The sequence below is a fragment of the Pseudarthrobacter phenanthrenivorans genome (assembly GCF_036455295.1).
Taxonomy (GTDB): Bacteria; Actinomycetota; Actinomycetes; order Actinomycetales; family Micrococcaceae; genus Arthrobacter; species Arthrobacter phenanthrenivorans_C.
In genome coordinates this window covers 1-23212 of record NZ_JAYXNX010000008.1, presented here as the reverse complement: position 1 = coordinate 23212, position 23212 = coordinate 1, and the positions used below count along the sequence as shown (strand labels likewise).

Annotated in this window: 25 protein-coding genes and 1 riboswitch; of the genes, 19 read left to right on the top strand and 6 right to left on the bottom strand. The window is 66.5% G+C overall.

Annotation, left to right across the window (positions count from 1 at the left end):
• Window positions 1-6 precede the first annotated feature (6 nt).
• Both ffh and VXJ37_RS11845 read left to right on the top strand, forming a co-directional pair.
• Window positions 7-1590 (top strand): signal recognition particle protein, encoded by a 1584-nt coding sequence (gene ffh / locus VXJ37_RS11850; RefSeq protein WP_331323233.1) that lies wholly within the window; start codon window positions 7-9, stop codon window positions 1588-1590.
• A 103-nt stretch (window positions 1591-1693) separates the two neighbouring features.
• Window positions 1694-2428, top strand: coding sequence for an alpha/beta hydrolase (locus VXJ37_RS11845; RefSeq protein ID WP_331323232.1), 735 nt, complete (start codon window positions 1694-1696; stop codon window positions 2426-2428).
• On the opposite strand, the gene thiC is transcribed toward VXJ37_RS11845, so the two are convergent.
• Complete coding sequence (gene thiC, locus VXJ37_RS11840; RefSeq protein WP_331323231.1) at window positions 2425-4251, bottom strand: phosphomethylpyrimidine synthase ThiC; 1827 nt, start codon at window positions 4249-4251, stop codon at window positions 2425-2427. The genes VXJ37_RS11845 and thiC overlap by 4 nt on opposite strands.
• Window positions 4247-4354: riboswitch (TPP riboswitch) on the bottom strand. Its footprint overlaps the gene before it by 5 nt.
• Before the next feature lie 77 nt (window positions 4355-4431).
• Here thiC and VXJ37_RS11835 point away from each other — a divergent pair.
• From VXJ37_RS11835 to VXJ37_RS11755, 17 genes are all read left to right on the top strand, one after another.
• Complete coding sequence (locus VXJ37_RS11835; protein WP_331323230.1) at window positions 4432-5514, top strand: amidohydrolase family protein; 1083 nt, start codon at window positions 4432-4434, stop codon at window positions 5512-5514.
• A gap of 149 nt (window positions 5515-5663) precedes the next feature.
• A complete protein-coding gene (locus tag VXJ37_RS11830) occupies window positions 5664-6491 on the top strand; it encodes a VOC family protein (RefSeq protein ID WP_440589804.1) in 828 nt (275 codons plus the stop codon).
• Window positions 6492-6631: 140 nt separating this feature from the next.
• Window positions 6632-7084: a hypothetical protein gene (locus VXJ37_RS11825; RefSeq protein ID WP_331323228.1), complete on the top strand. Its 453-nt coding sequence runs from the start codon at window positions 6632-6634 to the stop codon at window positions 7082-7084.
• Window positions 7085-7266: 182 nt separating this feature from the next.
• Window positions 7267-7689, top strand: coding sequence for a 30S ribosomal protein S16 (gene rpsP, locus VXJ37_RS11820; protein ID WP_043453174.1), 423 nt, complete (start codon window positions 7267-7269; stop codon window positions 7687-7689).
• A 1-nt stretch (window position 7690) separates the two neighbouring features.
• The gene (locus VXJ37_RS11815) at window positions 7691-7933 is read left to right on the top strand and encodes an RNA-binding protein (protein WP_013601399.1); all 243 of its coding nucleotides are present in this window, start codon (window positions 7691-7693) and stop codon (window positions 7931-7933) included.
• Between the two features lie 118 nt (window positions 7934-8051).
• Window positions 8052-8597 (top strand): ribosome maturation factor RimM, encoded by a 546-nt coding sequence (gene rimM / locus VXJ37_RS11810; protein ID WP_331323227.1) that lies wholly within the window; start codon window positions 8052-8054, stop codon window positions 8595-8597.
• On the top strand, window positions 8598-9410 hold the full coding sequence (gene trmD, locus VXJ37_RS11805; protein WP_331323226.1) for a tRNA (guanosine(37)-N1)-methyltransferase TrmD: 813 nt from the start codon (window positions 8598-8600) through the stop codon (window positions 9408-9410).
• A 235-nt stretch (window positions 9411-9645) separates the two neighbouring features.
• Window positions 9646-10005 (top strand): 50S ribosomal protein L19, encoded by a 360-nt coding sequence (rplS, locus tag VXJ37_RS11800; protein ID WP_018768283.1) that lies wholly within the window; start codon window positions 9646-9648, stop codon window positions 10003-10005.
• 84 nt (window positions 10006-10089) lie between these two features.
• Window positions 10090-10767, top strand: coding sequence for a signal peptidase I (lepB, locus tag VXJ37_RS11795; RefSeq protein WP_331323225.1), 678 nt, complete (start codon window positions 10090-10092; stop codon window positions 10765-10767).
• Entirely contained in the window at window positions 10768-11583 is an 816-nt protein-coding gene (gene lepB, locus VXJ37_RS11790; RefSeq protein WP_331323224.1) for a signal peptidase I, read from the top strand.
• Window positions 11584-11585: 2 nt separating this feature from the next.
• Window positions 11586-12371 (top strand): ribonuclease HII, encoded by a 786-nt coding sequence (locus tag VXJ37_RS11785; RefSeq protein WP_331323223.1) that lies wholly within the window; start codon window positions 11586-11588, stop codon window positions 12369-12371.
• Window positions 12372-12420: 49 nt separating this feature from the next.
• Window positions 12421-12747 (top strand): DUF2469 domain-containing protein, encoded by a 327-nt coding sequence (locus tag VXJ37_RS11780; protein WP_056335405.1) that lies wholly within the window; start codon window positions 12421-12423, stop codon window positions 12745-12747.
• A 99-nt stretch (window positions 12748-12846) separates the two neighbouring features.
• Window positions 12847-13200 (top strand): YraN family protein, encoded by a 354-nt coding sequence (locus VXJ37_RS11775; RefSeq protein WP_331323222.1) that lies wholly within the window; start codon window positions 12847-12849, stop codon window positions 13198-13200.
• Window positions 13200-14744 carry a YifB family Mg chelatase-like AAA ATPase gene (locus VXJ37_RS11770; protein ID WP_331323389.1) on the top strand — a complete coding sequence of 515 codons (1545 nt, stop codon included), beginning with the start codon at window positions 13200-13202 and terminating at the stop codon, window positions 14742-14744. Before VXJ37_RS11775 ends, VXJ37_RS11770 begins: the two co-directional genes overlap by 1 nt.
• Window positions 14745-14842: 98 nt before the next feature.
• Complete coding sequence (gene dprA / locus VXJ37_RS11765) at window positions 14843-15979, top strand: DNA-processing protein DprA (RefSeq protein ID WP_331323388.1); 1137 nt, start codon at window positions 14843-14845, stop codon at window positions 15977-15979.
• Between the two features lie 46 nt (window positions 15980-16025).
• Window positions 16026-16952, top strand: coding sequence for a tyrosine recombinase XerC (locus VXJ37_RS11760; RefSeq protein ID WP_331323221.1), 927 nt, complete (start codon window positions 16026-16028; stop codon window positions 16950-16952).
• Between the two features lie 239 nt (window positions 16953-17191).
• On the top strand, window positions 17192-17695 hold the full coding sequence (locus tag VXJ37_RS11755) for a DUF3145 domain-containing protein (RefSeq protein ID WP_331323220.1): 504 nt from the start codon (window positions 17192-17194) through the stop codon (window positions 17693-17695).
• A gap of 115 nt (window positions 17696-17810) precedes the next feature.
• Here the strand turns inward: VXJ37_RS11755 and fabF are convergent, their stop codons facing one another.
• From fabF to VXJ37_RS11730, 5 genes are all read right to left on the bottom strand, one after another.
• Window positions 17811-19046 (bottom strand): beta-ketoacyl-ACP synthase II, encoded by a 1236-nt coding sequence (gene fabF, locus VXJ37_RS11750; RefSeq protein WP_331323219.1) that lies wholly within the window; start codon window positions 19044-19046, stop codon window positions 17811-17813.
• Between the two features lie 175 nt (window positions 19047-19221).
• Window positions 19222-19467, bottom strand: a complete 246-nt coding sequence (locus tag VXJ37_RS11745; protein WP_009359314.1) for an acyl carrier protein — start codon at window positions 19465-19467, stop codon at window positions 19222-19224.
• Window positions 19468-19545: 78 nt separating this feature from the next.
• Complete coding sequence (locus tag VXJ37_RS11740) at window positions 19546-20607, bottom strand: beta-ketoacyl-ACP synthase III (protein ID WP_331323218.1); 1062 nt, start codon at window positions 20605-20607, stop codon at window positions 19546-19548.
• Complete coding sequence (locus tag VXJ37_RS11735) at window positions 20604-21533, bottom strand: ACP S-malonyltransferase (protein ID WP_331323217.1); 930 nt, start codon at window positions 21531-21533, stop codon at window positions 20604-20606. Before VXJ37_RS11735 ends, VXJ37_RS11740 begins: the two co-directional genes overlap by 4 nt.
• Window positions 21534-21621: 88 nt before the next feature.
• Window positions 21622-22866 carry a PucR family transcriptional regulator gene (locus VXJ37_RS11730; protein ID WP_331323216.1) on the bottom strand — a complete coding sequence of 415 codons (1245 nt, stop codon included), beginning with the start codon at window positions 22864-22866 and terminating at the stop codon, window positions 21622-21624.
• Window positions 22867-23212 lie beyond the last annotated feature (346 nt).

The window sequence follows — 23212 nt, the reverse complement described above, 5'->3', positions numbered from 1 at the left end:
CGGCGCGTGTTCAATTCACTCTCTGACCGGTTGACAGCAACCTTCAAGAATCTCCGCGGCAAGGGCCGCCTCACGGAGGCCGACGTTGATGCCACCGTCCGCGAGATCCGCCGTGCCCTTCTGGATGCCGACGTCGCCGTTCCGGTGGTGCGCGAATTCACCGGGCGGGTCCGCGAACGTGCGCTGGGGGCCGAGGTTTCTGCAGCGCTGAACCCCAGCCAGCAGATCGTCAAGATCGTCAACGAGGAACTCCAGGAGATCCTCGGCGGCGAAACGCGGCGGATCCGGCTGGCCAAGAACGGTCCCACCATCATCATGCTGGCCGGCCTCCAGGGTGCGGGCAAGACCACTCTTGCCGGCAAGCTGTCCAAGTGGCTGAAGGCCCAGGGCCACAGCCCCATGCTGGTGGCCTGCGACCTCCAGCGCCCCAATGCCGTCACCCAGCTGCAGGTGGTGGGCCAGCGCGCCAACGTGCCCGTTTTCGCCCCGCACCCGGGCGCCACCTCCCAGGAGCTGGACCAGCCCGCCGGTGACCCGGTCGCCGTCGCCCGCGCCGGCGTCGAGGAAGCACGCCAGAAGCTGCACGACGTCGTCATCGTCGACACCGCCGGCCGCCTGGGCGTGGACGCCGACATGATGGAACAGGCCCGCCAGATCCGCCGGGCCATCGTCCCCAATGAAGTCCTCTTCGTGATCGACTCCATGATTGGCCAGGACGCCGTCAACACGGCCCTCGCCTTCGATGAAGGCGTGAACTTCACGGGCATCGTGCTCTCCAAGCTCGACGGCGACGCGCGCGGCGGTGCCGCGCTTTCCGTTGCGTCGGTCACCGGCAAGCCGGTCATGTTCGCCTCCACCGGCGAAGGCCTGGACGACTTTGAACTCTTCCACCCTGACCGGATGGCCTCGCGCATCCTGGACATGGGCGACATCCTCACGCTCATCGAACAGGCCGAAAAGGCCTGGGACAAGGATGAAGCTGCCCGGATGGCGAAGAAGTTCGCCGACCAGGAAGACTTCACCCTCGAGGACTTCCTCGCCCAGATGCAGCAGATCCGCAACATGGGCTCCATGAAGAAAATGCTCATGATGATGCCCGGTGCGCAGAACATCCGGCAGCAGTTGGAGCAGTTCGATGAACGCGAGATCGACCGCGTCGAAGCAATCGTCCGGTCCATGACGCCGCATGAGCGGCTGGCGCCCAAGATCATCAACGGCTCGCGCCGCGCCCGCATCGCCAAGGGTTCCGGCGTCCACGTCTCCGAGGTCAATGGCCTGCTGGAGCGCTTCGCCCAGGCCCAGAAGATGATGAAGAAGATGGCCCAGGGCGGCATGCCCGGGATGCCGGGTATGCCCGGGCTGCCCGGTGCCGGCGGCGGGGCCCGGAAGAACGCCAAGAACGCGCCCAAGAAGAAGGCCAAGTCGGGTAACCCTGCCAAGGCGGCGCAGGAGCGCAAGGAGGCGGAAGCCCGCCGGGCCAACGCTGCCAAGGCGATGCCCACTGGTGCCGCCTTCGGGCAGCAGGGCGGCGACTTCGATCCCTCCCAGCTGAACCTGCCCAAGGGCTTCGACAAGTTCCTGGGCAAGTAGCAGTTTCACGCAATCAGGAAGCGCCAGGTGTCGTCTTGACCGTTCAAGACGACACCTGGCGCTTCTTCGTTGGGATGCCGGCACCGTGGAATAGGGTTGGGACATGTTCAAGCAGAGGGTAGTGTTCGTGCACGGCGCCGGGACCTTTGGCGCCGCCGCATGGCCCCGCCAGCACGGCATGGCATTGGCCTACGACGCCCTGTTCCTCCGCCGGCATGGATATGACCCCGTCGCGGAGCCCCTGGAGTCCTCCTTTGCGGAAGATGCCGCCATCATCCTGCGGTCGCTGGCCGACGATGGGCGCGGCGCCGCCGGGGGACACGTGGTGGCACACTCCCAGGGGGCGATCCCGGCCATGATGGCGGCGGTGGAACGTCCGGACCTGGTCTTCTCGTTGACGCTGGTTGAGCCGGCCTGCCTGTCTCTGACGGCGGAACTGCCGGCCACGGCAGCGCACATCAGCCTGATGCAGCCCCTCTTCGACGTCCGCCACCAGCTCAGCGATGACGACTTCCAGCGCGAATTCGTCCGCCGGATCTATGCCACCGACCTCCAGCAGCCGGCCACCGTTGAGGAAAAACGCTCCGCCCGCAGGCTTCGGCTCCAGGCGCCGTCCTGGGAGGCACCGCTGCACATTGTTCCCGGTGTGCCCACCCTCGTCCTGACCGGTGGCTGGGAACCGTTGTATGAGGAAATCGCCGGTTACCTGCGTGAGACCGGCGCCCTGCACCGCGTTGCCGCGGGAGGGCACCGGCCCCATGACTCCCCGGACGGAGACCGGGCCATCCGGCAGTTCATCAGCCAGGTCAGCCGGAGCCAGCCGGCCCGGGCGTCCTAGCTGTCTGCGGGAACCCGCAACTCCGGCAGGTACACCTTGCCGCCGGCCGCCAGGAATTCCTGGCTCTTCTCCCGCATGCCGGAGGCCATTTCGGCCAGGGCGGCCTGCGAGTCGGCCGACCCGTATTCGTCCCGGATGTCCTGGCTGATCCGCATGGAGCAGAACTTCGGCCCGCACATGGAGCAGAAATGCGCGGTCTTGGCGGGTTCGGCGGGAAGGGTTTCGTCGTGGAAGGCCTCCGCCGTCACCGGGTCCAGGGACAGGGCGAACTGGTCACGCCACCGGAATTCGAACCTTGCCTTGGACAGGGCATCATCACGTTCGTGCGCCCCCGGGTGCCCCTTGGCGAGGTCTGCGGCGTGGGCGGCGATCTTGTAGGTGATGACGCCTGTCTTGACGTCGTCCTTGTTGGGCAGCCCCAGGTGTTCCTTGGGCGTGACGTAGCAGAGCATCGCGGTGCCGTAGCGGGCGATCTCGGTGGCGCCGATTGCCGAGGTGATGTGGTCGTATCCGGGGGCGACGTCGGTCACCAGCGGGCCCAGGGTGTAGAAGGGCGCACCCTTGCACAGCTCCTGCTGGCGCTCCACGTTTTCCCGTACCAGGTGGAACGGAACGTGGCCGGGGCCTTCCACCATCACCTGCACGTCGTACTCCCAGGCGCGCTGGGTCAGCTCGGCAAGCGTGTCCAGTTCGGCGAACTGGGCGGCGTCGTTGGCGTCTGCCGTGGAACCGGGGCGCAGGCCGTCCCCGAGGGAGAAGGCGACGTCGTACTTGGCGAAGATTTCGCACAGTTCGTCGAAGTGTGTGTACAGGAAGTTTTCCTGGTGGTGGGCAAGGCACCAGCCCGCCATGATCGATCCGCCGCGGGAGACGATGCCAGTCACCCGGTTTGCCGTCAGCGGGACGTACCGGAGAAGCACGCCGGCGTGGATGGTCATGTAGTCCACGCCTTGCTCGCACTGTTCAATGACGGTGTCGCGGAAGATCTCCCAGGTCAGCGCGTTGGCTTCGCCGTTGACCTTTTCCAGGGCCTGGTAGATCGGCACGGTGCCGATCGGCACGGGGGAGTTGCGGATGATCCACTCCCGGGTCGTATGGATGTCGTCGCCCGTGGACAGGTCCATGACGGTGTCGGCGCCCCACTGGGTGGCCCACTGCAGCTTGTCCACTTCCTCCGCGATGGAGCTGGTCACGGCCGAGTTGCCGATGTTGGCGTTGATCTTCACCAGGAAGGCCTTGCCGATGATCATCGGCTCGGATTCAGGGTGGTTGATGTTGTTGGGGATGATGGCGCGGCCTGCGGCCACCTCGCTCCTGACCAGTTCAACGTCGCAGTTTTCGCGCAGCGCCACGAAGCGCATCTCCTGCGTGATGATGCCCTGCCGGGCATAGTGCATCTGCGTCACTGTCCTGCCGTCGACGGCGCGGCGGGGCTCCGGCTGTCCGCCCTTCCACTCCGCGGAGGCGGCACCGCGGCGCACGGCGGAGCGGCCGTCGTCGAGCAGGTTGCGCTCCCGGCCGCTGTAGGGCTCGGTGTCCCCGCGCGCCGCGATCCACTCTGCACGGAAGGGCTGCAGACCGCGCACGGGGTCGCTGCCCGGCCCCGCGGTCCGGTAGGTCCGGAACGGCGGGTTTTCCTGGCCGTTGGGTGATGGCTCCAGCGCAATTTCCGTCACCGGCACCCGGATTCCCGCCGTTTCGTCCTCGACGTAGGCGAGTGAATGGGACTTTAGGGACTGGGTCACGGGCTGTTCCGATGCGTCCCCGGGACCACCGGCGGACTGCAGGAGGTCAGGGTTCAGCTGGGTGTTTTGTGTACTCAAGGGAATACTCACTTCCTTCGCCGGCATTATCCGGACAGGTTCAACGGTCGCAGGCTGCAACAGCCCGATCTCAGCCCCTGCAAGGGCACCCGTGTGGTCAGCAACGAAGCTACCACAGGCTCCTGGACGAGGCTTGTCACAATTGCGGTGCTAGCCTGACCGGGCATCGAAAGGAGCCCCATGGCAGACATCATCCACTTCCGCGGGCCCGTCCTGGCCGCCGCGGACCAGGTACGGCACGGGCTGTGGTCCGTGGACGGAAGGCTCACGTTCAACAAACCGGCAACCCATCCCGGCCGGGTGCTCGACGGATGGGTGCTGCCGGGCTTCGTGGACGCGCACTGCCATATCGGGCTGGGTCCCGCCGGCCCGGTCGATCCCCCTGTCGCCAGGGAACAGGCGCTGGCCGACCTCACCGCCGGAACCCTGCTGGTCCGTGACGCGGGGTCCCCTGCGGATACCCGATGGATGCAGGGCGGAACGGAGTTCCCGATGGTGGTCCGCGCCGGGCGGCACATCGCCCGCACGCGCCGCTATCTGCGGGGCTTCGCGGAGGAGGTGGAGCCCGAGGGCCTCGTGGAAGCCGTGCGCAAGCAGGCCCGCGACGGCGACGGATGGGTCAAGCTGGTGGGGGACTGGATCGACCGCAGCGGCGGTGACCTGGCGCCTTCCTTTCCTGCCGCCGTCGTACGTGATGCCGTCCAGGCCGCCCACGACGAAGGTGCCCGGGTGACCGCCCACTGCTTCGCCGAAGACACCCTGGACCAGATGCTGGACGCAGGAATCGACTGCATCGAGCACGCCACCGGACTCCTGCCCCGGCACCTGCCCCGGTTCGCCGAACAGGGCGTCCCGATCGTTCCCACGCTGATCAACATCGCCACCTTCCCGGACATTGCTGCGCAGGCCGACGCCAAGTTCCCCCGCTACGCAGCCCATATGCGTGCCCTGTGGGAACGGAGGCTGGCGCGGGTGGCGGAGGCCCATGCCGCCGGCGTGCGTATTTTTGCCGGCACGGATGCGGGCAGCGTGATCCGGCACGGCCGGATTGCCGACGAGATCCTTGCCCTGCACAGCGCCGGGCTCCCCATGGCTGCAGCCCTTGACGCGGCCTGCTGGGCAGCGCGTGCCTGGCTGGGGGCGGACGGCCTGGCGGAAGGGGCGCGCGCCGACGTCGTGGTGTGCCGGGAAGACCCACGGGCGGTGCCTGGGACAATCAAGGCCCTGGAACACGTGGTGCTGGGCGGACGCATCATCCGCTGAAGCCACCGCGCTCCGGGGACTTGGAATAAATTGAAGCTTCAAGTAATTTTAATGTGTGACAGGCCGCCAATGGGACGGCCTCCAACGCAAGGAGCCTTCACGTGACTACAGCAGCCAGCACCCGGGATCTTCTTCCCGCCGACCTCGCCATGGGCACGGTGATGCTCAAGGTGGGTGACATGAAGGTTATGACCGACTACTACCAGCGGGCGCTCGGCCTTGAGGTGGTGGCCGAGCAGGACGGCGGTCTTTATTTCGGCAGGCTTGGCCGGCCGCTGGTCCACCTGGCGCCCGCGCCGGGGCTGCACCTTCCCGGCAGGGGGGAGGCGGGCCTGTTCCACACTGCCCTGCTCTTCGAGGACCAGGCGTCCCTTGCCGCCACCGTCGCAACGGCCGCGCAGTACGAGCCCCGGTCCTTCACCGGGAGCGCTGACCACCTGGTGAGCGAGGCCTTCTACTTCACCGATCCCGAAGGAAACGGCATTGAGCTCTACTGGGACCGGCCGCGCAGCAACTGGTCCTGGAACGGGACGGACGTGGTCATGGACAGCCTGGCCCTGCCGCCCCAGCGCTACCTTGAGCAGTACCTGACCGAGGAATCCCTGGAAGGCCAGCGGCAAACGTCCGCAGGGGTGGGCCACGTGCACCTCCAGGTGGGCGACGTCCAGACCGCCGGGGACTTCTACGTGGGAACCCTGGGCTTCGAGAAGACGGCGGGCTGGCACGGGCAGGCGCTGTTCGTTTCCGCGGGCCGCTACCACCACCACATGGCCATGAACGTCTGGAACAGCCGCGGCGCCGGACCCCGCAAAGACACCCTTGGGCTCGGTGAGGTGCTCATCGAAGTTCCTTCGGGTGACGACGTCGGCGCGCTGGCTGACCGGCTCAAGGTCGCCGGGGTGCCCTCGCACCACACGGGAGCCGAGCTCCGCTTCGAAGACCCGTGGCGCAACCGGATCCGGGTGGCGGTCCGTTGAGCCGCCGCACTGCCGGCGGCTGGCGGCCGGAGGGCCGCTGCGTGCGCCGGCAGCTTCGCAGCTACTAGGCTGATCCCGTATGACCGGGCAGTGCGCAGAGCCCGGCACGCAGTTCCGCCAACGGAAGAAGGGCACACGCCATGGGCTTCACCGAAATTTTTGTTGCCACCCATGACGCCGCGCTTAAACGCGCCGGCATCCTCGACGAAGGACGCGGTTCCGCGGAAGGTGCCCCCGCCGGCCAGGCGGTGCGCATCCAGGGAATCAGTGACTTCGAGGTGGAGCAGCTCGGCGACCTTGCCGGCACTGCCGTTCACGCCGCCGGGGCCGATTATGAGCTGACCATGGTGGACGTGGCCAGCGATTCCCTCCTTGCCGTGCCGCCGGCAATGGTCCGCGCCCTCGCTGACCTGCTCTCCTACCAGACCGAAGGCGAAGGCAACGTCCTGGATGACGTCGCCGTCCAGTGGGCCGCCCAGGAAGACATGCCGTTCGATGCCGGACAGGCCAGGACCTACGTGCAGCAACTGGCGCAGCTTGCGGCCGGAATCGATGATTCGGAGCGGACGGGACTGTACGTCTGGTCGGCCTGAACCGCCTGACGCCGCCAAAGTCGAAATAACGCCACTCATCTGGCACAATGGACAGGTACTCGATCTGCGTGGCCCCTCTCTCCGCGTCCGGATCCTGTCCTTCGAACCCGCAAGTACGGCCCGCCCCACGGGTGCAGAAAGCCGGGTTCACCCCTTTTTCTGAAACAGGAGTGACCACAAAAGTGGCCGTAAAGATTCGCCTTAAGCGCTTCGGCAAGATGCGCGCCCCGTACTACCGCATCGTCGTTGCGGACTCACGCACCAAGCGTGATGGCCGCGCCATCGAGGAAATCGGCAAGTACCACCCCACCGAAGAGCCCTCGTTCATCGAGGTCAACTCCGAGCGTGCACAGTACTGGCTCTCCGTCGGCGCCCAGCCGTCCGAGCAGGTCGCCGCGATCCTGAAGATCACCGGTGACTGGCAGAAGTTCAAGGGCCTGCCGGGCCAGGAAGGCACCCTCAAGACCAAGGTCGAGAAGGAAGCCTTCGTTGCCCCGGAGAAGGGCTCCGTCATCATCCCGGAAGCCATCACCAAGAAGGCATCCAAGTCTGACGCTGCCGAGGCCCCGGCCGACGCCGAAGCTGAGACCACCGAGGCTGAGTAGATTGCTGGCAGAAGCGCTGGAGCACCTGGTCCGCGGAATCGTTGATTCCCCGGATGACGTCAAGGTCAGTTCCAAGAGCAACCGCCGCGGGGACACCCTCGAGGTGCGCGTTCACCAGGACGACCTGGGACGGGTGATCGGCCGCCAGGGCCGCACGGCGCGCGCATTGCGCACCGTGGTGGCAGCACTGGCCGGCGGCGAACCGGTGAGGGTCGACGTCGTCGACACCGACCGCCGCCGCTGAGCGCTCGGCAACACTTAGTTTTGCTCCGGCCCCTCCACCATCTGGTGGAGGGGCCGGACTGCTTTGATCAACACAGTGCTTTCACCACAAACCACCACAACCCGGAACAGAGGAACAGATGCAGCTTCAGGTGGCACGGATTGGCAAGCCGCACGGCATTCGCGGGGAAGTTACGGTCCAGGTGCTGACCGACGCCCCGGAGGACAGGTTTGTCCCCGGCACGGAGTTCGTGGTTGAACCTGCCGCGTCCGGACCCCTGACCGTCAGCAGTGCCCGCTGGAACAAGGACATCCTGCTGCTGGGCTTCGAGGAAGTGGCGGACCGCAACACGGCCGAGACCCTCCGTGGTGCCAAGCTCTTCATCGAAACCGAAGAACTTGACGAGGACGACGACGAGGGCTGGTACGAGCACGAGCTCGTCGGACTGGAGGCCAGGATCGGCTCGCAGGTGGTGGGCAAGGTGACGGCGCTGAACACCATGCCCGTCCAGGACCTGCTCATGGTCACCACCTCCGGCGGCGAAGAGATCCTCATTCCGTTCGTGGAACAGATTGTGCCCGAGGTCAACATCGAGGGCGGCTTCATCCTCCTCACCCCGCCGGACGGACTCTTCGAACTCAACGCCGACGACGCCGGCGCCCCGGAAGAGGAAGGCACCGACTAGATGCGGATCGACGTCGTCAGCATCTTTCCCGAATACCTTGCCCCCCTGGAGCTTTCGCTGATCGGCAAGGCACGCCAGGACGGAATCCTGGACCTGCACGTCCACGACCTGCGCGGTTTCACCACGGACAAGCACCGTTCCGTGGATGACACCCCGTACGGCGGCGGCGCCGGCATGGTCATGAAGCCCGAACCCTGGGCCCAGGCACTCACCGCCGTGGCCGAAGGACGCCCGGACCGGGAGCGCAAACCCGTGCTGATCGTTCCGTCACCGGCAGGGGAGCGGTTCACCCAGGCCCTTGCCTACGAGCTGGCAGAAGAGCAGCACCTCGCGTTCGCCTGCGGGCGGTACGAGGGCATCGATGAACGCGTCATCGAATGGGCGCAGGAACACTTCACAGTCCGTCCCGTAAGCCTGGGGGACTATGTTCTCAACGGCGGGGAAGTGGCCGTCCTGGCCATGGTGGAGGCCATTGGACGCCTGCTTCCCGGCGTTGTGGGCAACCCTGAGTCGCTCGTGGAGGAATCCCACTCCGACGGGCTCCTGGAGTATCCGGTGTACACCAAGCCGTCCGTGTGGCGGGACCGCGATGTGCCGCCAGTGCTCCTCAGCGGCAACCACGGCAGGATTGCCCAGTGGCGCCGGCACGAACAGTACCGCCGGACCGCGGAGCGCCGCCCGGACCTCCTGGAGGGGTTCGACGCCGGCAGCCTGCCCCGCGCCGACCGCACCGAACTGCACAACCTGGGGTACGACGTCGTGGACGGCCGCCTGGTACGCCGGCCGGAAGCAGACACCGCGCAACGGGATTAGTCCCGCGGAATTGGCGTAACCCTGCTGCTGTGGCAAAATTAACCCTTGTGTCTGCTGGGTCCGCACCTGCCACAGGGGGTAGCGCGGCCAACAGCCGGACAACCGGCCCCATCAATCCATGAAGCGGCCGGACCACTTTTACTTCGGCGGTAATACCCGGCCTGCCCTCCAGCAGCCGGACTTGCCTGCCGTGACCCAAAGTGAATGACCTGTGGCGTTCACCAGGAGTGCAATCATGCATATTCTCGATTCCGTCGATGCAGCCTCGCTGCGCAACGATGTTCCCGAATTCCGCGCGGGTGACACCCTCAAGGTGCACGTGAACATCATCGAAGGCAAGAACACCCGTGTCCAGGTCTTCCAGGGCTTTGTCCTTGGCCGCCAGGGCGATGGCGTGCGCGAGACCTTCACCGTCCGCAAGGTTTCCTTCGGTGTCGGCGTGGAGCGTACCTTCCCGGTGCACTCCCCGATCATCGAAAAGATCGAGGTTGTCACCAAGGGTGACGTCCGCCGCGCCAAGCTCTACTACATGCGCGCACTGCGTGGTAAGGCTGCGAAGATCAAGGAAAAGCGCGACTTCAGCTCCGCCAAGTAATTCCTGCCCGGACTTACTGCCAGGCCGGAGCGCGGCCGTAGCCGGCAAGCGCCGGAGCAATGCACCAGCGCCAGGATACGGACCATGCACCAGACAAGACGCCAGCCCCGCAAAATGGGCTGGCGTTTTGTCTTTCTGGCCCTGCTCCTTGCCGTAGCCATCAGCGGACTGGTCCGGTCATTGTGGCTGGACGTCTATTTCATCCCCTCGGAGTCCATGGAGCCGCTCCTGGACGGCGGGGACCGGATCCTGGTATCGAGGACTGATTTCCAGTCCGATCCCATCCGGCATGGGGACGTTGTGGTTTTCGACGGCCGCGGCAGCTTTGCCCCGCTGAACAGCGGCAAGGGCCCGCTGGTGGACGGCGCAGCCTCCGCCCTGCAGTGGCTCGGCCTCACCGGCAGCGACACAACCTACGTCAAGCGGGTCATCGGCCTTCCCGGCGATACAGTCGCCTGCTGCGACTCCAGCGGGAAGGTGACGGTCAACGGGTCAGCCCTGGACGAGCCATACATCTTCCCCGGCGACGCGCCCAGCACCCAAAAGTTCAGCACCGTTGTGCCGGACGGCAGGCTATGGCTGATGGGCGACCACCGCTCGGTGTCCGCCGATTCCCGCAGCCTGCTCGGCGCACCAGGCGGTGGGCTGGTGCCGGTGGACCGGGTGATCGGCAGGCCGGTCCAGATCCTCTGGCCGCTTGATAGATTTGCTCCAGTAGCACGGCCGCCCGCAGCGGGGCCACCAACACAGAACGGACGGTAAATGCCCGAGAACAACGCGGGGAACCCTGAACCGCGCCACGACGGCGCATCCGAGCGGCCGGCCGTTCCAGCTTCATCCGCGCCCGGTGAGGGCGTGCAGGAAGCGGCGCCCGCCAAGCGGCGCAAGCGGACAGCGGCCAAGGCGCCAGGCAATCCCTTGCTGGGATGGCTGAGGGAGATCGCCACCGTTGTGGTGATCGCCGTGGTGCTGTCCTTCCTCATCAAGACATTCCTGTTCCGCGCCTTCTTCATTCCCTCGGAATCCATGGTGAACACCTTGGACGTGGATGACCGGATCTTCGTCAACCTCCTGGTGCCCGAGCCCTTTGCGCTCAGCCGGGGAGACGTTGTGGTGTTCCGCGACACCAAGGGCTGGCTGCCTCCGGCCCCGGCCAAGACGCAGGGGCCGTTCACCTGGGTCCAGGACGGGCTGACGTTTGTTGGGCTCCTGCCGGACAACTCGGAGCAGCACCTGGTGAAGAGGGTCATCGGGCTGCCCGGGGACCATGTGGTCTGCTGCGACGCCGGCGGTAAACTGACCATCAACGGGACCGCCATCGACGAGACGTACATCAACCCTGCTGAAGTTCCGCAGGTCCGCAACTTTGACGTCACCGTCCCGGAAGGCAAGGTGTGGGTGATGGGTGACAACCGGAACCACTCGGCAGACTCCCGCGCGCACATGGAGACGGACGGCGGATTCATCGACCTCAAGGACCTCGAAGGCAAGGCTGCCGTTATCGCGTGGCCGCTGAACAGGATCAAGACCCTGGACAACTACCCGGACGTGTTCAAGAACGTCCCTGCGGCCCGCTGACCATGTCCTCCGCAGTGCAGGCGTCTCCCGCGGCGAAGGCCCGGGCAGGGTCCAAGCCGGTGTCGCGTGGTGGCAAGGCGCCCACCCTGCGGCATGAGCGCACTTTCAAGTCCCAGGGTGTCCGGTTCCTCGCAGGCGTGGATGAAGTAGGCCGCGGTGCCCTGGCCGGACCCGTCAGCGTGGGAATCGCCGTCGTTGATCTGGAACGCCAGAAGCCGCTGGCCGGCGTCCGGGACAGCAAACTCCTCACCCCGGCGGAACGGGAACGGCTTGATCCGCTGGTGCGGCGGTGGAGCGTCGCCTCGGCAGTGGGACACGCCACCGCAGGGGAGATCGATTCACTCGGTATCATCGCCGCGCTGCGCCTGGCGGGTACCAGGGCCTGGGGCAGCATCCTTGGTGCGGGTGTCGCCCCCGACGCCGTGCTGCTCGACGGAAGCCACAACTGGCTTTCGCCCGCAGAGCAACTGTCCCTGTTCGACCAGCCCCTGCTGGAGACCGCGTGCGAAGCCCCGGTCCATACGAAGGTCAAGGCGGACATGCAGTGCCTCAGCGTGGCGGCGGCAAGTGTCATCGCCAAGGTGGAGCGGGACATGATGATGCGGGAACTGCACCTTGAGTATCCCGATTACGGGTGGGACATCAACAAGGGATACGCCACGGTGGCCCACCGCAATGTCCTTCGTGCTGCCGGCCCCACCCCCCACCACCGCGTCAGCTGGCGGCTGCTCGGCGGCGAACTGCAGGGCGTTGAAGCAGCAGGCGACGACGAGGCGTGCGAAGACTGACTCCTGCCGCCCGGCGCAAGCCGTGCCGCACATGGTGCAAGATGGAAGCATGAGTGCTGAAGATCTTGAGAACTATGAAACCGACATGGAGCTTCAGCTCTATCGTGAGTACCGCGACGTCGTCGGCCTGTTCAGCTACGTTGTCGAGACCGAGCGGCGCTTCTACCTCGCCAACCATGTGGACCTCCAGGCCCGCAGCGCCGATGGCGAGGTTTACTTCGACCTGACCCTCCAGGATGCCTGGGTCTGGGACGTCTACCGGTCGGCCCGGTTTGTTAAGAGTGTGCGGGTGCTGACCTTCAAGGACGTCAACGTCGAAGAACTGCCCCGCAACGAGGAACTGGCCCTGCCCAAGGACGTGGACCTGGGCAACTAGGAGTCCCCACTTCCCCTCCACACCGGGCCCTGTCCACATACGGCAGGGCCTTCCTGTCCTCCGTTCCCTGCCGCCGCCAGGCTGGAAGCGGAGGTAGAAATGAAACGCAAAGACCTGTTGGGCAGGCACGGCGAGGACCTCGCCGCGGGCTATCTTGAAGCACTCGGCATGCTGGTCGTGGAGCGCAATTGGCGGTGCGCCGAGGGCGAGATCGACATTGTGGCCCTGGACGGCGACGCGCTGGTCATCGCCGAGGTCAAGACCCGCCGTTCCCTTGACTACGGCCACCCTTTCGAAGCAGTGGGGCCGGACAAACTGGCAAGGCTGCACCGCCTGGGCGGCGCGTGGTGCCGGGACAGGGAACTGAGGATGCCGCTGCGGCGGGTGGACGTCATTGCCGTCGTGGACGACGGCGGCGACCCCGTGGTGGAGCACCTCAAGGGGGTGGGGTGATGCCGCTCGGCCGCACCTACTCCATCGCCCTGGTGGGACTGAACGGCTACATGGTCGAGGTCGAAGCGGACATCGGCCAGACACTTCCGGCGTTCATCCTTCTGGGCCTGCCGGATGCATCCCTGAACGAGGCAAAGGAGCGGATCCGGTCGGCGGCAAAGAACTCCGGCATCCCCCTCAGCCGCAGGAAGATCACCGCCAACCTGATCCCGGCGTCGCTGCCCAAGCGGGGTTCCGGGTTCGACCTCGCTGTGACCATGGCCGTGCTGCGGGCCGCGAATGACATCAAGCCCACCGGGCGCACCGTCTTCATCGCCGAGTTGGGGCTGGACGGCAGGCTGCGGCCTGTGCGGGGCATCCTGCCTGCCGTCATGGCGGCGGTGCAGGCTGGCTACCCTGAGATCGTGGTGGCGCAGGCCAATTTTGCCGAGGCATCACTTGTTCCCGGTGCCAGCGTCCGCGGATACCGCACGCTTGCCAGGCTTGCCCTCGACTTTGGCGCTGACCCCCAGGAGCTTGTCCTGGACTTCGAACCCGACGATGCCGATGACGGAGGGGACGGGCCGCCAATGCCCGGCCCGTGCCCGGACATGGCAGACGTCGCCGGCCAGGCCGATGCACGGCGGGCGCTGGAAGTGGCAGCTGCAGGTGCGCACCACCTGCTTCTCACCGGACCACCCGGTGCCGGCAAGACCATGCTGGCGGAACGCCTGCCTGGCCTTTTACCGGATCTTGGTGACCATGAATCCATGGAGGTCACGGCCATCCATTCGCTGTGCGGCCTGCCGTCCTCCTCGGTGCAGCTCCTGCGAAGGCCGCCCTTTGAAAACCCCCATCATTCAGCCACCGCCGCGGCCATCATCGGCGGCGGGTCGGGCCTGCCGCGTCCGGGCGCGGCATCCCGGGCCCACCGCGGCGTCCTCTTCCTGGACGAGGCACCCGAATATGAACGGCGTGTCCTGGATGCGCTGCGGCAGCCGCTGGAGAGCGGAGAGCTGGTGATCCATCGCTCAGCCGGGACGGCTGCCTACCCGGCCCGGTTCCAACTGGTGCTTGCGGCCAACCCCTGCCCGTGCGGGAAGGCGTCGGGCAAGGGTCTGGACTGCACCTGTACGCCGATGATGCGCCGCCGGTACCTTGCCAGGATGTCCGGGCCCCTGCTGGACAGGGTGGACATCCAGCTGCAGGTGGAACGGGTTTCCCTGGCCGAGTTCGGACAGGCAGGAGCGGAAGAAGGCAGCGCAACGGTGGCACGCCGGGTACTGGACGCCCGCGCCAGGCAAGCCGGACGCCTCCAGCGCTTCGGCCTGGAGACCAACTCGCAGGTACCGGGACGCGTCCTGCGCGGGGACCTGCGGCTTCCGCCCGCGGCCACCCGGATCCTGGACCAGTCACTGGAGCGCGGCGTCCTGACCGCGCGGGGCTACGACCGCGTCCTTCGGCTCGCCTGGACCCTCGCTGACCTCGGGCACCGGGATAAACCGGATACAAACGACATCGGACAGGCCCTGGGCCTGCGCCAGGCTGCGGCGGCCATGGCATGACCAATCCAGCGGAATGCAGTGAAGCGAAGGACCTGGCTGTGGAGAAGGAACCTGGCAAGGACACCGAACGGCTGGCCCGGGCTGCCCTTTCACGATTGATGGAACCACAGGACGCCGCCGGCCTCGCCCTGGTGCAGGCTGCCGGGGCAACGGATGCCCTGCGCATCGCCACCGGCGCCGTAGCTGCGGGGCCACGCCTGGAATACGAAATCACCACACTCCTCGCAGACAACGCAGCGGGGAGCAGCTGGGCCGGACTGGCCGCCGCACTCAGGCGCTGGCAACCGAGGCTCCCGGACCTGGCACCCGAACGGGACCTTGCCACTATGGCCCGGTTGGGCGGACGGCTCATCATTCCCGGTGACGAACTGTGGCCCGCCCAGCTTGCAGACCTCGGAATCCAGGAACCCATCTGTCTTTGGTGGCGCGGCCACGAGCAGCCACTTCCCTCGGTTGATAAATGCATCGCCCTGGTCGGATCCAGGGACAGCACCAGCTATGGCGCGGCAGTCACGGGCGATCTTGCGTACTCCCTTGCGCAGCGGGGCTTTACCGTTGTGTCGGACGGAGCCTATGGGATCGACGCCCATGCCCACCGGGCAGCCCTTGCGGGCGGATCCTCCGCTGTACCCACCATCGCCGTCATGGCCGGAGGTGTGGACCGGTTCTATCCGTCAGGAAATGACGACCTGCTTCGCACCGTTGCCAATCAGGGCGCAGTACTGGCTGAGGTACCGCCGGGCTCCGCGCCAACCCGCTACCGTTTCCTGCAACGGAACCGCCTCATTGCGGCGCTCGCCGCCGTCACGGTGGTAGTGGAGGCGCGCTGGCGCTCGGGGGCCCTGAACACGGCCCACCACGCCGAGACCTTGGGCCGTACCGTCGGAGCGGTCCCCGGGTCAATCCACAGCGCCAACTCCGCCGGCTGCCACCGGCTCCTTCGGGACGGGGGAGCGATCTGTGTTACGGACGCTGCAGAAGTGGCCGAGTTGGCCTCACCCAGCGGAACAGCCCTGCCGGAGCAGCACGCTGTGCAGGCTTCGGTGCAGGATGGGCTGACCCTGGAAGACCTGATCCTGCTGGACGCGCTGCCGTTGAGGTCCACCACTTCGGTGGAGAAGCTTTCCGTTGTGGCCGGCCTGGGCCAGGAGTCGGTCCGGGCAGGGCTCGGGAGGCTGGGACTGCTGGGACTTGCCGTGTCGGAGCGGGGAGGCTGGAAACGCGGCAGGGCATGACCGTGTCCACCGCCGCTGCAGGCCATGCAACTGCGACAGTAGGAGGGTGGAAAATGAAGAACTGCCTGCGGAACTCGGCAAGGCCCTGAACGCATTCGCAGGGTACCTGTCAGGCGAGCGGGCGGTGTCGGCACATACCAAGCGGGCCTACCTGGGCGACCTCCGCAGCTTCCTTGCCCATGCGGCATCGGAAGGGGCAGTTGAACTGAAGGACCTTGAACTCGGCTCTTTCCGGCGCTGGCTCGGCAGCCAAAGTGCCGGGGGGGCCTCGCGGTCCACCCTTGCCCGCCGCTCCGCCACGGCACGGACATTCACTGCGTGGGCCGTCCGGGAGGAACTTATCGACGCAGACCCCGCCCTGCGGCTGAAGGCACCGAAACGCGAGGGATCACTGCCCGGGGTCCTGCAGTCGTCCCAGCTCACGCGCATTCTGGAGGGACTGGAAACGGCAGCCGTGGCGGGCGAACCCCTGGCTGTGCGGAACCGTGCCATTGTGGAACTTCTCTATGCCACAGGCATCCGTGTGGGCGAACTTACGGCGCTCGACATCGATGATTTGGACCCCGACCGCCGGACCCTGCGGGTCATCGGCAAGGGAAACAAGGAACGGACCGTTCCGTACGGCGTACCAGCTGCCCTGGCCATCGATGACTGGCTCCGGCGCGGACGGCCGGCCCTGGTGAAGGAGAACAGCGGGCCTGCGCTGTTCCTCGGAGCCCGCGGGGGACGGGTTGACCAACGCCAGGTGCGTGCCCTGGTCGGTGCCCTGTTCGAGGCACTTGGCGATACCTCGGCGTCAGGACCCCACGCGCTGCGCCACTCGGCCGCCACCCATCTTCTCGACGGCGGCGCAGACCTTCGCGCAGTACAGGAAATCCTGGGCCACAGCAGCCTGGCCACCACCCAGATCTACACGCATGTCTCGGTGGACCGCCTGCGGAAGAGCTACCAGCAGGCCCATCCCAGGGCCTGACCACTGTGGCTAATCGCACTGGCGTAATTCCACGGGGTACGGCACAATAAGAGTCACGTCCGGCAACTTTCAAGTGCCGCTTGAAGCCCAAGGGGTTTCGTGCGGCGGAGCAAGTCCGGACACAGCTTCATCTGATACATCTGAATACAGCAAGGAACTACCGCCGCAGTGCAGGCACTGGCAGTTCCATCCAGGCAGAGGTCGTTGGGGAAGACGTACCTAGAGCTATGGAGGATGGAATGTCTGTTGCAATGACCCGCGGTGTGCTGTTCGTTCACTCGGCCCCTACGGCGCTGTGCCCCCACGTGGAGTGGGCGGTCGGCGCGGTGGTGGACAAGCGGACGGACCTCGAGTGGACCCCGCAGCCTGCCGCGCCCGGAATGTTCCGGGCCGAACTTTCCTGGACCGGGGCCCCGGGTACGGGATCGAAGCTCGCGTCGTGCCTTCGCGGCTGGGCGCACCTTCGTTATGAGGTGACGGAGGAACCCAGCCAGGGCGTGGACGGCGGCCGTTGGTCGCATACCCCCGAGTTGGGCATTTTTCATGCCGTCACGGATGTGCACGGGAACATCATGGTCTCCGAGGATCGTATCCGTTACGCGTACGAGTCAGGAGCCGGGGACCCCTCCGCTGTTTACCACGAGCTGTCCCTCGCCCTGGGCGAAGCATGGGACGAGGAACTGGAACCGTTCCGTCACGCTGCCGAGGGCGCCCCGGTCCGCTGGCTCCACCAGGTGGGCTGACCGCCGTCGCCCGTTTCCACAACGGGACCCAGCACTATCTTCCATAGCAAAGAGGAGGCCCCGCCAGCCGGCGGGGCCTCCTCTTGTGTCCGGGGCAGCTGCCCCGCGATGGTGCCTAGACGCTGCGGATGGCCACGACGGCGTTGTGGCCACCAAAACCGAACGAGTTGCTCAGTGCAACGATGCTCCCGGCCGGCAGGTCACGCGCGGAGGTGACAACGTCGAGCGGGATTTCCGGGTCCTGGTTCTCCAGGTTGATGGTCACCGGCGCCTTGCGTTCGTGAACGGCAAGCACCGTGAGGACAGCCTCCACAGCGCCGGAAGCGCCCAGGAGGTGGCCCATCTGCGACTTGGTGGCGGAAACGGCCACGTCGTCCACATGCTTGCCCAGGGCTGCGCGAAGGGCCGTGTACTCCGGCTTGTCGCCAACCGGGGTAGAGGTGGCGTGAGCGTTGACGTGCACCACATCTTCAGCCTGGATCCGGCCGTCGAACATTGCTGCCTTCAGGGCGCGCGTGGCGCCGAGGCCCTCGGGGTCCGGGGCGGTGATGTGGTAGGCGTCCGCGGTGACGGACGTTCCGGCGAGCTCAGCGTAGATGCGGGCTCCGCGTGCCAGGGCGTGTTCCTCGGCTTCGAGGACCAGGGCGCCCGCCCCTTCACCCATGACAAAGCCGTCACGGGCAGTGTCGTACGGGCGGGAGGCCCGCTGTGGGTCGTCGTTCCGGCGGGAGAGGGCCTGCATCGAAGCGAATGCTGCGAGCGGCATGGGGTGGATGGCGGCTTCAGCGCCGCCGCACATCACCACGTCCGCTTTGCCGGAGCGGATGAGTTCGAGGCCAAGGTGCATGGCCTCGGTGCCGGAAGCGCAGGCGGAGACAGGAGTGTGGGCGCCGGCACGGGCGCCGAGGTCCAGGCTGACCGCAGCGGCCACGCCGTTGGGCATCAGCATGGGGACGGTCATGGGGAGGACCCGGCGGGGGCCCTTTTCCTTGAGGGTGTCCCAGGCGTCCAGCAGCGTCCACACGCCGCCGATGCCAGTGGCAAAGGCCACGGCCAGCCGGTCCTGGTCGATTTCGGTGATGCCGGAATCGGCCCAGGCTTCGCGCGCGGCGATGACACCGAACTGGGTGGACGGGTCCATCCGCTTGGCTTCGACGCGGCTGAGCACTTCGAGTGCCGGTGTGCTGCACCGGGCGGCGAAGTGGACGGGGAGCTCGTACTTGGCTACCCAGTCGTCCTCCAGGGTGCGGGCACCGGAGACCCCTTTGAGGGCGTTGTTCCACATGGTGGGTACATCGCCGCCGATGGGCGTGGTGGCGCCCAGACCGGTAATGACTACTTTGCGTGTCATGGGATCACTCTTTCGTCGGTGGGGAATCCGCCTGCGCGTGCCGCAGGGTCCCGCACATGATGATGGCCGGCCAGTCCCGGTCCGGGATCTGTGCCGAATAAATGCGGCGGGCTGCCAGTCCGGTCAGTCCGGACCGGCAGCCCCGCCAAGCCGTGGGACGGCGAAAAGGCTCAGACTAAGCCTGCGCTCCGGCGATGAAGCTGACAGCGTCGCCAACGGTCTTGAGGTTCTTGACCTCTTCGTCCGGGATGCGTACGCCGAACTTTTCCTCGGCGTTGACCACGATGGTCATCATGGAGATGGAGTCGATGTCCAGGTCCTCGGTGAAGGACTTGTCCAGCTCGACAGCCTCGGGGGCCAGGCCGGTCTCCTCGTTGACGATTTCAGCCAGGCCGGCCAGGATCTCTTCGTTGCTAGCCATTGATGGCTCCTTTTCTTGTATTGCCGGCAGGGGCTGCCGGAAACGGTCCGGGCCGCGGATGCGGACCCTTGGGCGTACTTAGGGAAGGACTATTACCTGCGCACCGAACACCAGCCCGGCCCCAAAGCCGATCTGCAGGGCCAGCCCACCGCTCAGCGCGGGATTCTCCTGCAGGAGCCGGTGCGTTGCCAGCGGGATCGAGGCAGCGGATGTGTTGCCGGCGTCGGCAATGTCCCGTGCCACTGTAACCGTCTCCGGCAGCTTCAGCTTCTTCACCATCTCGTCGATGATGCGCATGTTCGCCTGGTGGGGGATGAACGCCACCAGGTCTTCGGCCTCGATGCCTGCGGCGTCAAGTGCCTGCTGCGCAACCTTGGCCATCTCCCACACGGCCCAGCGGAAGACCGTCTGGCCGTCCTGGCGGAGTGTGGGATAGAGCTCCTGGGCCTCCTCGAGGAGGGCAAGGTCGCCGGTGGAGTCGGACTGGCGCGCCGCCAGGCCCAGGTCCCGGACGTCCAGCAGGGACCGGGTCATGCCGATCGCGTTCCATTTGCTGCCGTCAGAACCCCAGACGGAGGGGGCAATGCCCGGGGTGTCCGAGGGACCCACGACGACGGCGCCGGCGCCGTCACCGAGCAGGAAGGAAATGGTGCGTTCCCGGTTGTCGATGACGTCGGAAAGTTTCTCCGCACCAACCACCAGGACGTACTTTGCGGCACCGGAGCGCACCAGCGCGTCAGCCTGGGCAATGCCGTAGCAGTAGCCAGCGCACGCAGCGGAGATATCAAAGGCCGGAGCCGGGGTGGCGCCCAGCCGGTCAGCCAGGCTGGCTGCGGCGGAGGGGGTGGCGTACGGGTGGGTCACCGTGGACACGATGACGGCGCCAAGCTCGGAGGCCTCGATACCGGCCTTCTCCATTGCTTCGCGGGCGGCGCCTTCGGCCATGTCAATGACGCTGACGCCGGCAGCCGCGCGGTGGCGGGTCACGATGCCGGTGCGCTGGCGGATCCACTCGTCCGAGGAGTCAATCCACTGGCACACGTCCTCATTGGTGACGATGACGTCCGGCCGGTAAGCGCCGAGGCCGACGATCCGGGTGTGCTCCTGGATGGGAGCCTGTTTCAGCGTGGGCACGCTCATGCGTTGCCCTCCAGTTCAGCAAAGAGCGCCAGGGCGGCGGAGAGGTCGTCGGGGGTTTTCACGGCAACGGTCTTGACGCCGGGCATCCCGCGCTTGGCGAGCCCGGCAAGCGTGCCGGCGGGGGCGAGTTCGATGACTCCGGTGACACCGCGCTTCACCATGGTTTCCATGCACAGGTCCCAGCGCACCGGCCGGGACACCTGGGCGATCAGGCTTTCGACGGCGGCACCTCCGTCGGTGACTTCACCGCCGTCGTAATTGGAGAGCAGGGGCACCTTGGGCGCCACCGGGTTCAGCTGCGGCTCCAGCGCCTTCAGCGCGTCGACGGCAGGTGCCATGTGGCTGGTGTGGAAGGCGCCGGCCACCTTGAGGGGGATGACGCGCGCCTTGGCGGGCGGGTTCGCGGCCAGGGCCTTCAGCTGGTCAAAAGTACCTGCGGCTACGGTTTGCCCGGCTCCGTTGACGTTGGCCGGCGTGGCGCCGGATGCCTCAATCGCTGCGAGCACCTCGGCGGGGTCACCGCCGACGACGGCGCTCATGCCCGTGGGGGTGACTGCGGCCGCGGCAGCCATGCTGTTGGCCCGTTCCCGGACGAACGTCATGGCTTCCTGCTCCGTCAGGACACCGGCGAGGGCGGCTGCGGTGATCTCACCCACAGAGTGGCCGGCCAGGATCACCGGTAGAGAGTTGAGTTCCACGTCGAAGAGGGAGGCGGCGGTGACCAGCCCTGCGGCGACAATCAGGGGCTGCGCCACGGCAGTGTCCTTGATGGTCTCCTCGTTGGAGGTTGTCCCGTGGGCTATCAGGTCGATGCCTGCGATGTCACTCAGGGCGGCCAGCTGGCCTGCCACCGAGGGAAGTTCCAGCCAGGGGGCCAGAAAACCCGGGGTCTGCGAGCCCTGTCCAGGGCAGACTATTGCAAGCACGTAACCAGCTTTCCAAATTACTGTGAGATCCAGCGGTGTTTCTCTGCACCAAGCTCACGGGGTCAGGTTGTAGGAAGTCTACAAGGTGTCACGCCTGGTTTCGGGACGCCTGCCGCTCCGTGGCGGCCTTCGGCGGGGTCGAAAGCCGGCCCACCACCAGTGCCGCCTGCAGTACGAAAGCTTCGCGGGGCAGCAGCGGGTCCCAGCCAGTGACGTCACAGACCCGCTTCAACCGGTAGCGCACGGTGTTCGCGTGGACGAAGAGTTCGCGGGCGGTGGCTTCCAGGGAATGGCCCAGTTCCAGGTAGGTGCCCAGTGTTTCCACCAGGCCATTGGAGGCCGCCAGGAGCGGGCGGTAGATGTTCTTCACCAGGGAGCGGCGGGCAGCGTCATCGCCGGAAATCACCCGCTCCGGCAGCAGATCATCCGCGGCCACCGGTCGGGGCGCCGAGGGCCAGGCGCGGGCTGCGGTCAGCCCCGCGAAGGCTGATTGGGCTGACCCGCTGGCCTCCAGCAGCGAGCTGGCTTCAGGGCCGTACACCACAGGCCCGGGCGCAAACATCTCGCTCAGCTTGACGTAGGCGGTTTCGCGGTCCTGCACGCCGCCAAGAATCAGGATCAGCCGGTCGCCCTGGATTCCCACCAGTGCGTCCTCCGCAAAGCGGCCGGCCATCCGGCGCAGTTCGCTGACGTAGCTGGCGCTGGGTTCGGACGGGGAGTTGCCCACCATGACCGTGAAGCGCTCCTGCGCCTTCCAGCCCAGGGCGGCGATGCGGGAACGCAGCGCATCGGTGTTTTCGCCACGCAGGATGGCATCCACGATCAGGGCTTCCAGCCGGGTGTCCCAGGAGCCGCGGGACTCGGCGGCACGGGCGTAGACGTCGGCGGCGGCGAATGCGACTTCACGCGAATAGCGCAGCACTGCCTCGCGCAGGGAGGGCTGGTCAGCCTCGGGGGCTATGACCGGCACCTGGTCCTCGACCACCTCCACCACGATCCTGATCAGCTGCAACGCCTTCTGCAGGCTGATGGACCGGGTCAGTTCGGTGGGGGCCGTTCCGAAAACGTCAGTGAGGATCCACGACGGCGAGCTGGGCCGTTCATACCAGGTGACGAAAGCCGCGATCCCGTTCTGCGCCACCATGCCAAGTGCGGAACGTTCATCCGCGCTGAGCCGGCTGTACCAGGGCAACGACTGCTCAAGCTTGCGCATGGTGGAGGTGGAGAGCTGGCCGACGTTGGCGCGGAGCTGCTTGAGGGTCTCGGACTTCTCCGGCGTCACCTTCGGCGGGGAGGGTTTCCGCTTCGAGGACGGGCTGGTTGGTGCTGGCATTCTTTGAGCATACGGCCACTGCCACCCAAGCTCCATTTGTGCGAAGGCTACAATCCGCATTGTCGCGGATCACAGTGCGTCCGGCCGGCAGGCTGCCCTGTCCGTACAGTACGACGGCGGCCCCCACCGTGCAGGTGAGGGCCGCCGTCGTTCTTGGCTGCAGAAGGGCTGAGGCTAGGCCTCGCCGCCTGCGTTGCCGGTGGTGCCGGCGTTGACGTTCAGCAGCTTGTACTTCTCAATCGCCTTGACCGGGGCGTCAACATCCACCTCGCCGCGGCGCGCCAGCATTTCCAGGGCACGGACCACGATGGAGTGGGTGTCGTTTTTGAAGTAGCGGCGGGCTGCT

What these genes read in the sequence shown, in the direction of transcription:
- rplS (WP_018768283.1), top strand. Translation starts at nt 9,646, where the DNA reads ATGCATATTCTCGATTCCGTCGATGCAGCCTCGCTGCGCAACGATGTT.
- dprA (WP_331323388.1), top strand. Translation starts at nt 14,843, where the DNA reads ATGGAACCACAGGACGCCGCCGGCCTCGCCCTGGTGCAGGCTGCCGGG.
- VXJ37_RS11835 (WP_331323230.1), top strand. Translation starts at nt 4,432, where the DNA reads ATGGCAGACATCATCCACTTCCGCGGGCCCGTCCTGGCCGCCGCGGAC.
- rimM (WP_331323227.1), top strand. Translation starts at nt 8,052, where the DNA reads ATGCAGCTTCAGGTGGCACGGATTGGCAAGCCGCACGGCATTCGCGGG.
- trmD (WP_331323226.1), top strand. Translation starts at nt 8,598, where the DNA reads ATGCGGATCGACGTCGTCAGCATCTTTCCCGAATACCTTGCCCCCCTG.
- lepB (WP_331323224.1), top strand. Translation starts at nt 10,768, where the DNA reads ATGCCCGAGAACAACGCGGGGAACCCTGAACCGCGCCACGACGGCGCA.
- lepB (WP_331323225.1), top strand. Translation starts at nt 10,090, where the DNA reads ATGCACCAGACAAGACGCCAGCCCCGCAAAATGGGCTGGCGTTTTGTC.
- VXJ37_RS11825 (WP_331323228.1), top strand. Translation starts at nt 6,632, where the DNA reads ATGGGCTTCACCGAAATTTTTGTTGCCACCCATGACGCCGCGCTTAAA.
- VXJ37_RS11780 (WP_056335405.1), top strand. Translation starts at nt 12,421, where the DNA reads ATGAGTGCTGAAGATCTTGAGAACTATGAAACCGACATGGAGCTTCAG.
- VXJ37_RS11745 (WP_009359314.1), bottom strand. Translation starts at nt 19,467, where the DNA reads ATGGCTAGCAACGAAGAGATCCTGGCCGGCCTGGCTGAAATCGTCAAC.
- VXJ37_RS11770 (WP_331323389.1), top strand. Translation starts at nt 13,200, where the DNA reads ATGCCGCTCGGCCGCACCTACTCCATCGCCCTGGTGGGACTGAACGGC.
- VXJ37_RS11775 (WP_331323222.1), top strand. Translation starts at nt 12,847, where the DNA reads ATGAAACGCAAAGACCTGTTGGGCAGGCACGGCGAGGACCTCGCCGCG.
- VXJ37_RS11785 (WP_331323223.1), top strand. Translation starts at nt 11,586, where the DNA reads ATGTCCTCCGCAGTGCAGGCGTCTCCCGCGGCGAAGGCCCGGGCAGGG.
- VXJ37_RS11845 (WP_331323232.1), top strand. Translation starts at nt 1,694, where the DNA reads ATGTTCAAGCAGAGGGTAGTGTTCGTGCACGGCGCCGGGACCTTTGGC.
- VXJ37_RS11830 (WP_440589804.1), top strand. Translation starts at nt 5,664, where the DNA reads ATGGGCACGGTGATGCTCAAGGTGGGTGACATGAAGGTTATGACCGAC.
- VXJ37_RS11730 (WP_331323216.1), bottom strand. Translation starts at nt 22,866, where the DNA reads ATGCCAGCACCAACCAGCCCGTCCTCGAAGCGGAAACCCTCCCCGCCG.
- VXJ37_RS11740 (WP_331323218.1), bottom strand. Translation starts at nt 20,607, where the DNA reads ATGAGCGTGCCCACGCTGAAACAGGCTCCCATCCAGGAGCACACCCGG.
- fabF (WP_331323219.1), bottom strand. Translation starts at nt 19,046, where the DNA reads ATGACACGCAAAGTAGTCATTACCGGTCTGGGCGCCACCACGCCCATC.
- VXJ37_RS11755 (WP_331323220.1), top strand. Translation starts at nt 17,192, where the DNA reads ATGTCTGTTGCAATGACCCGCGGTGTGCTGTTCGTTCACTCGGCCCCT.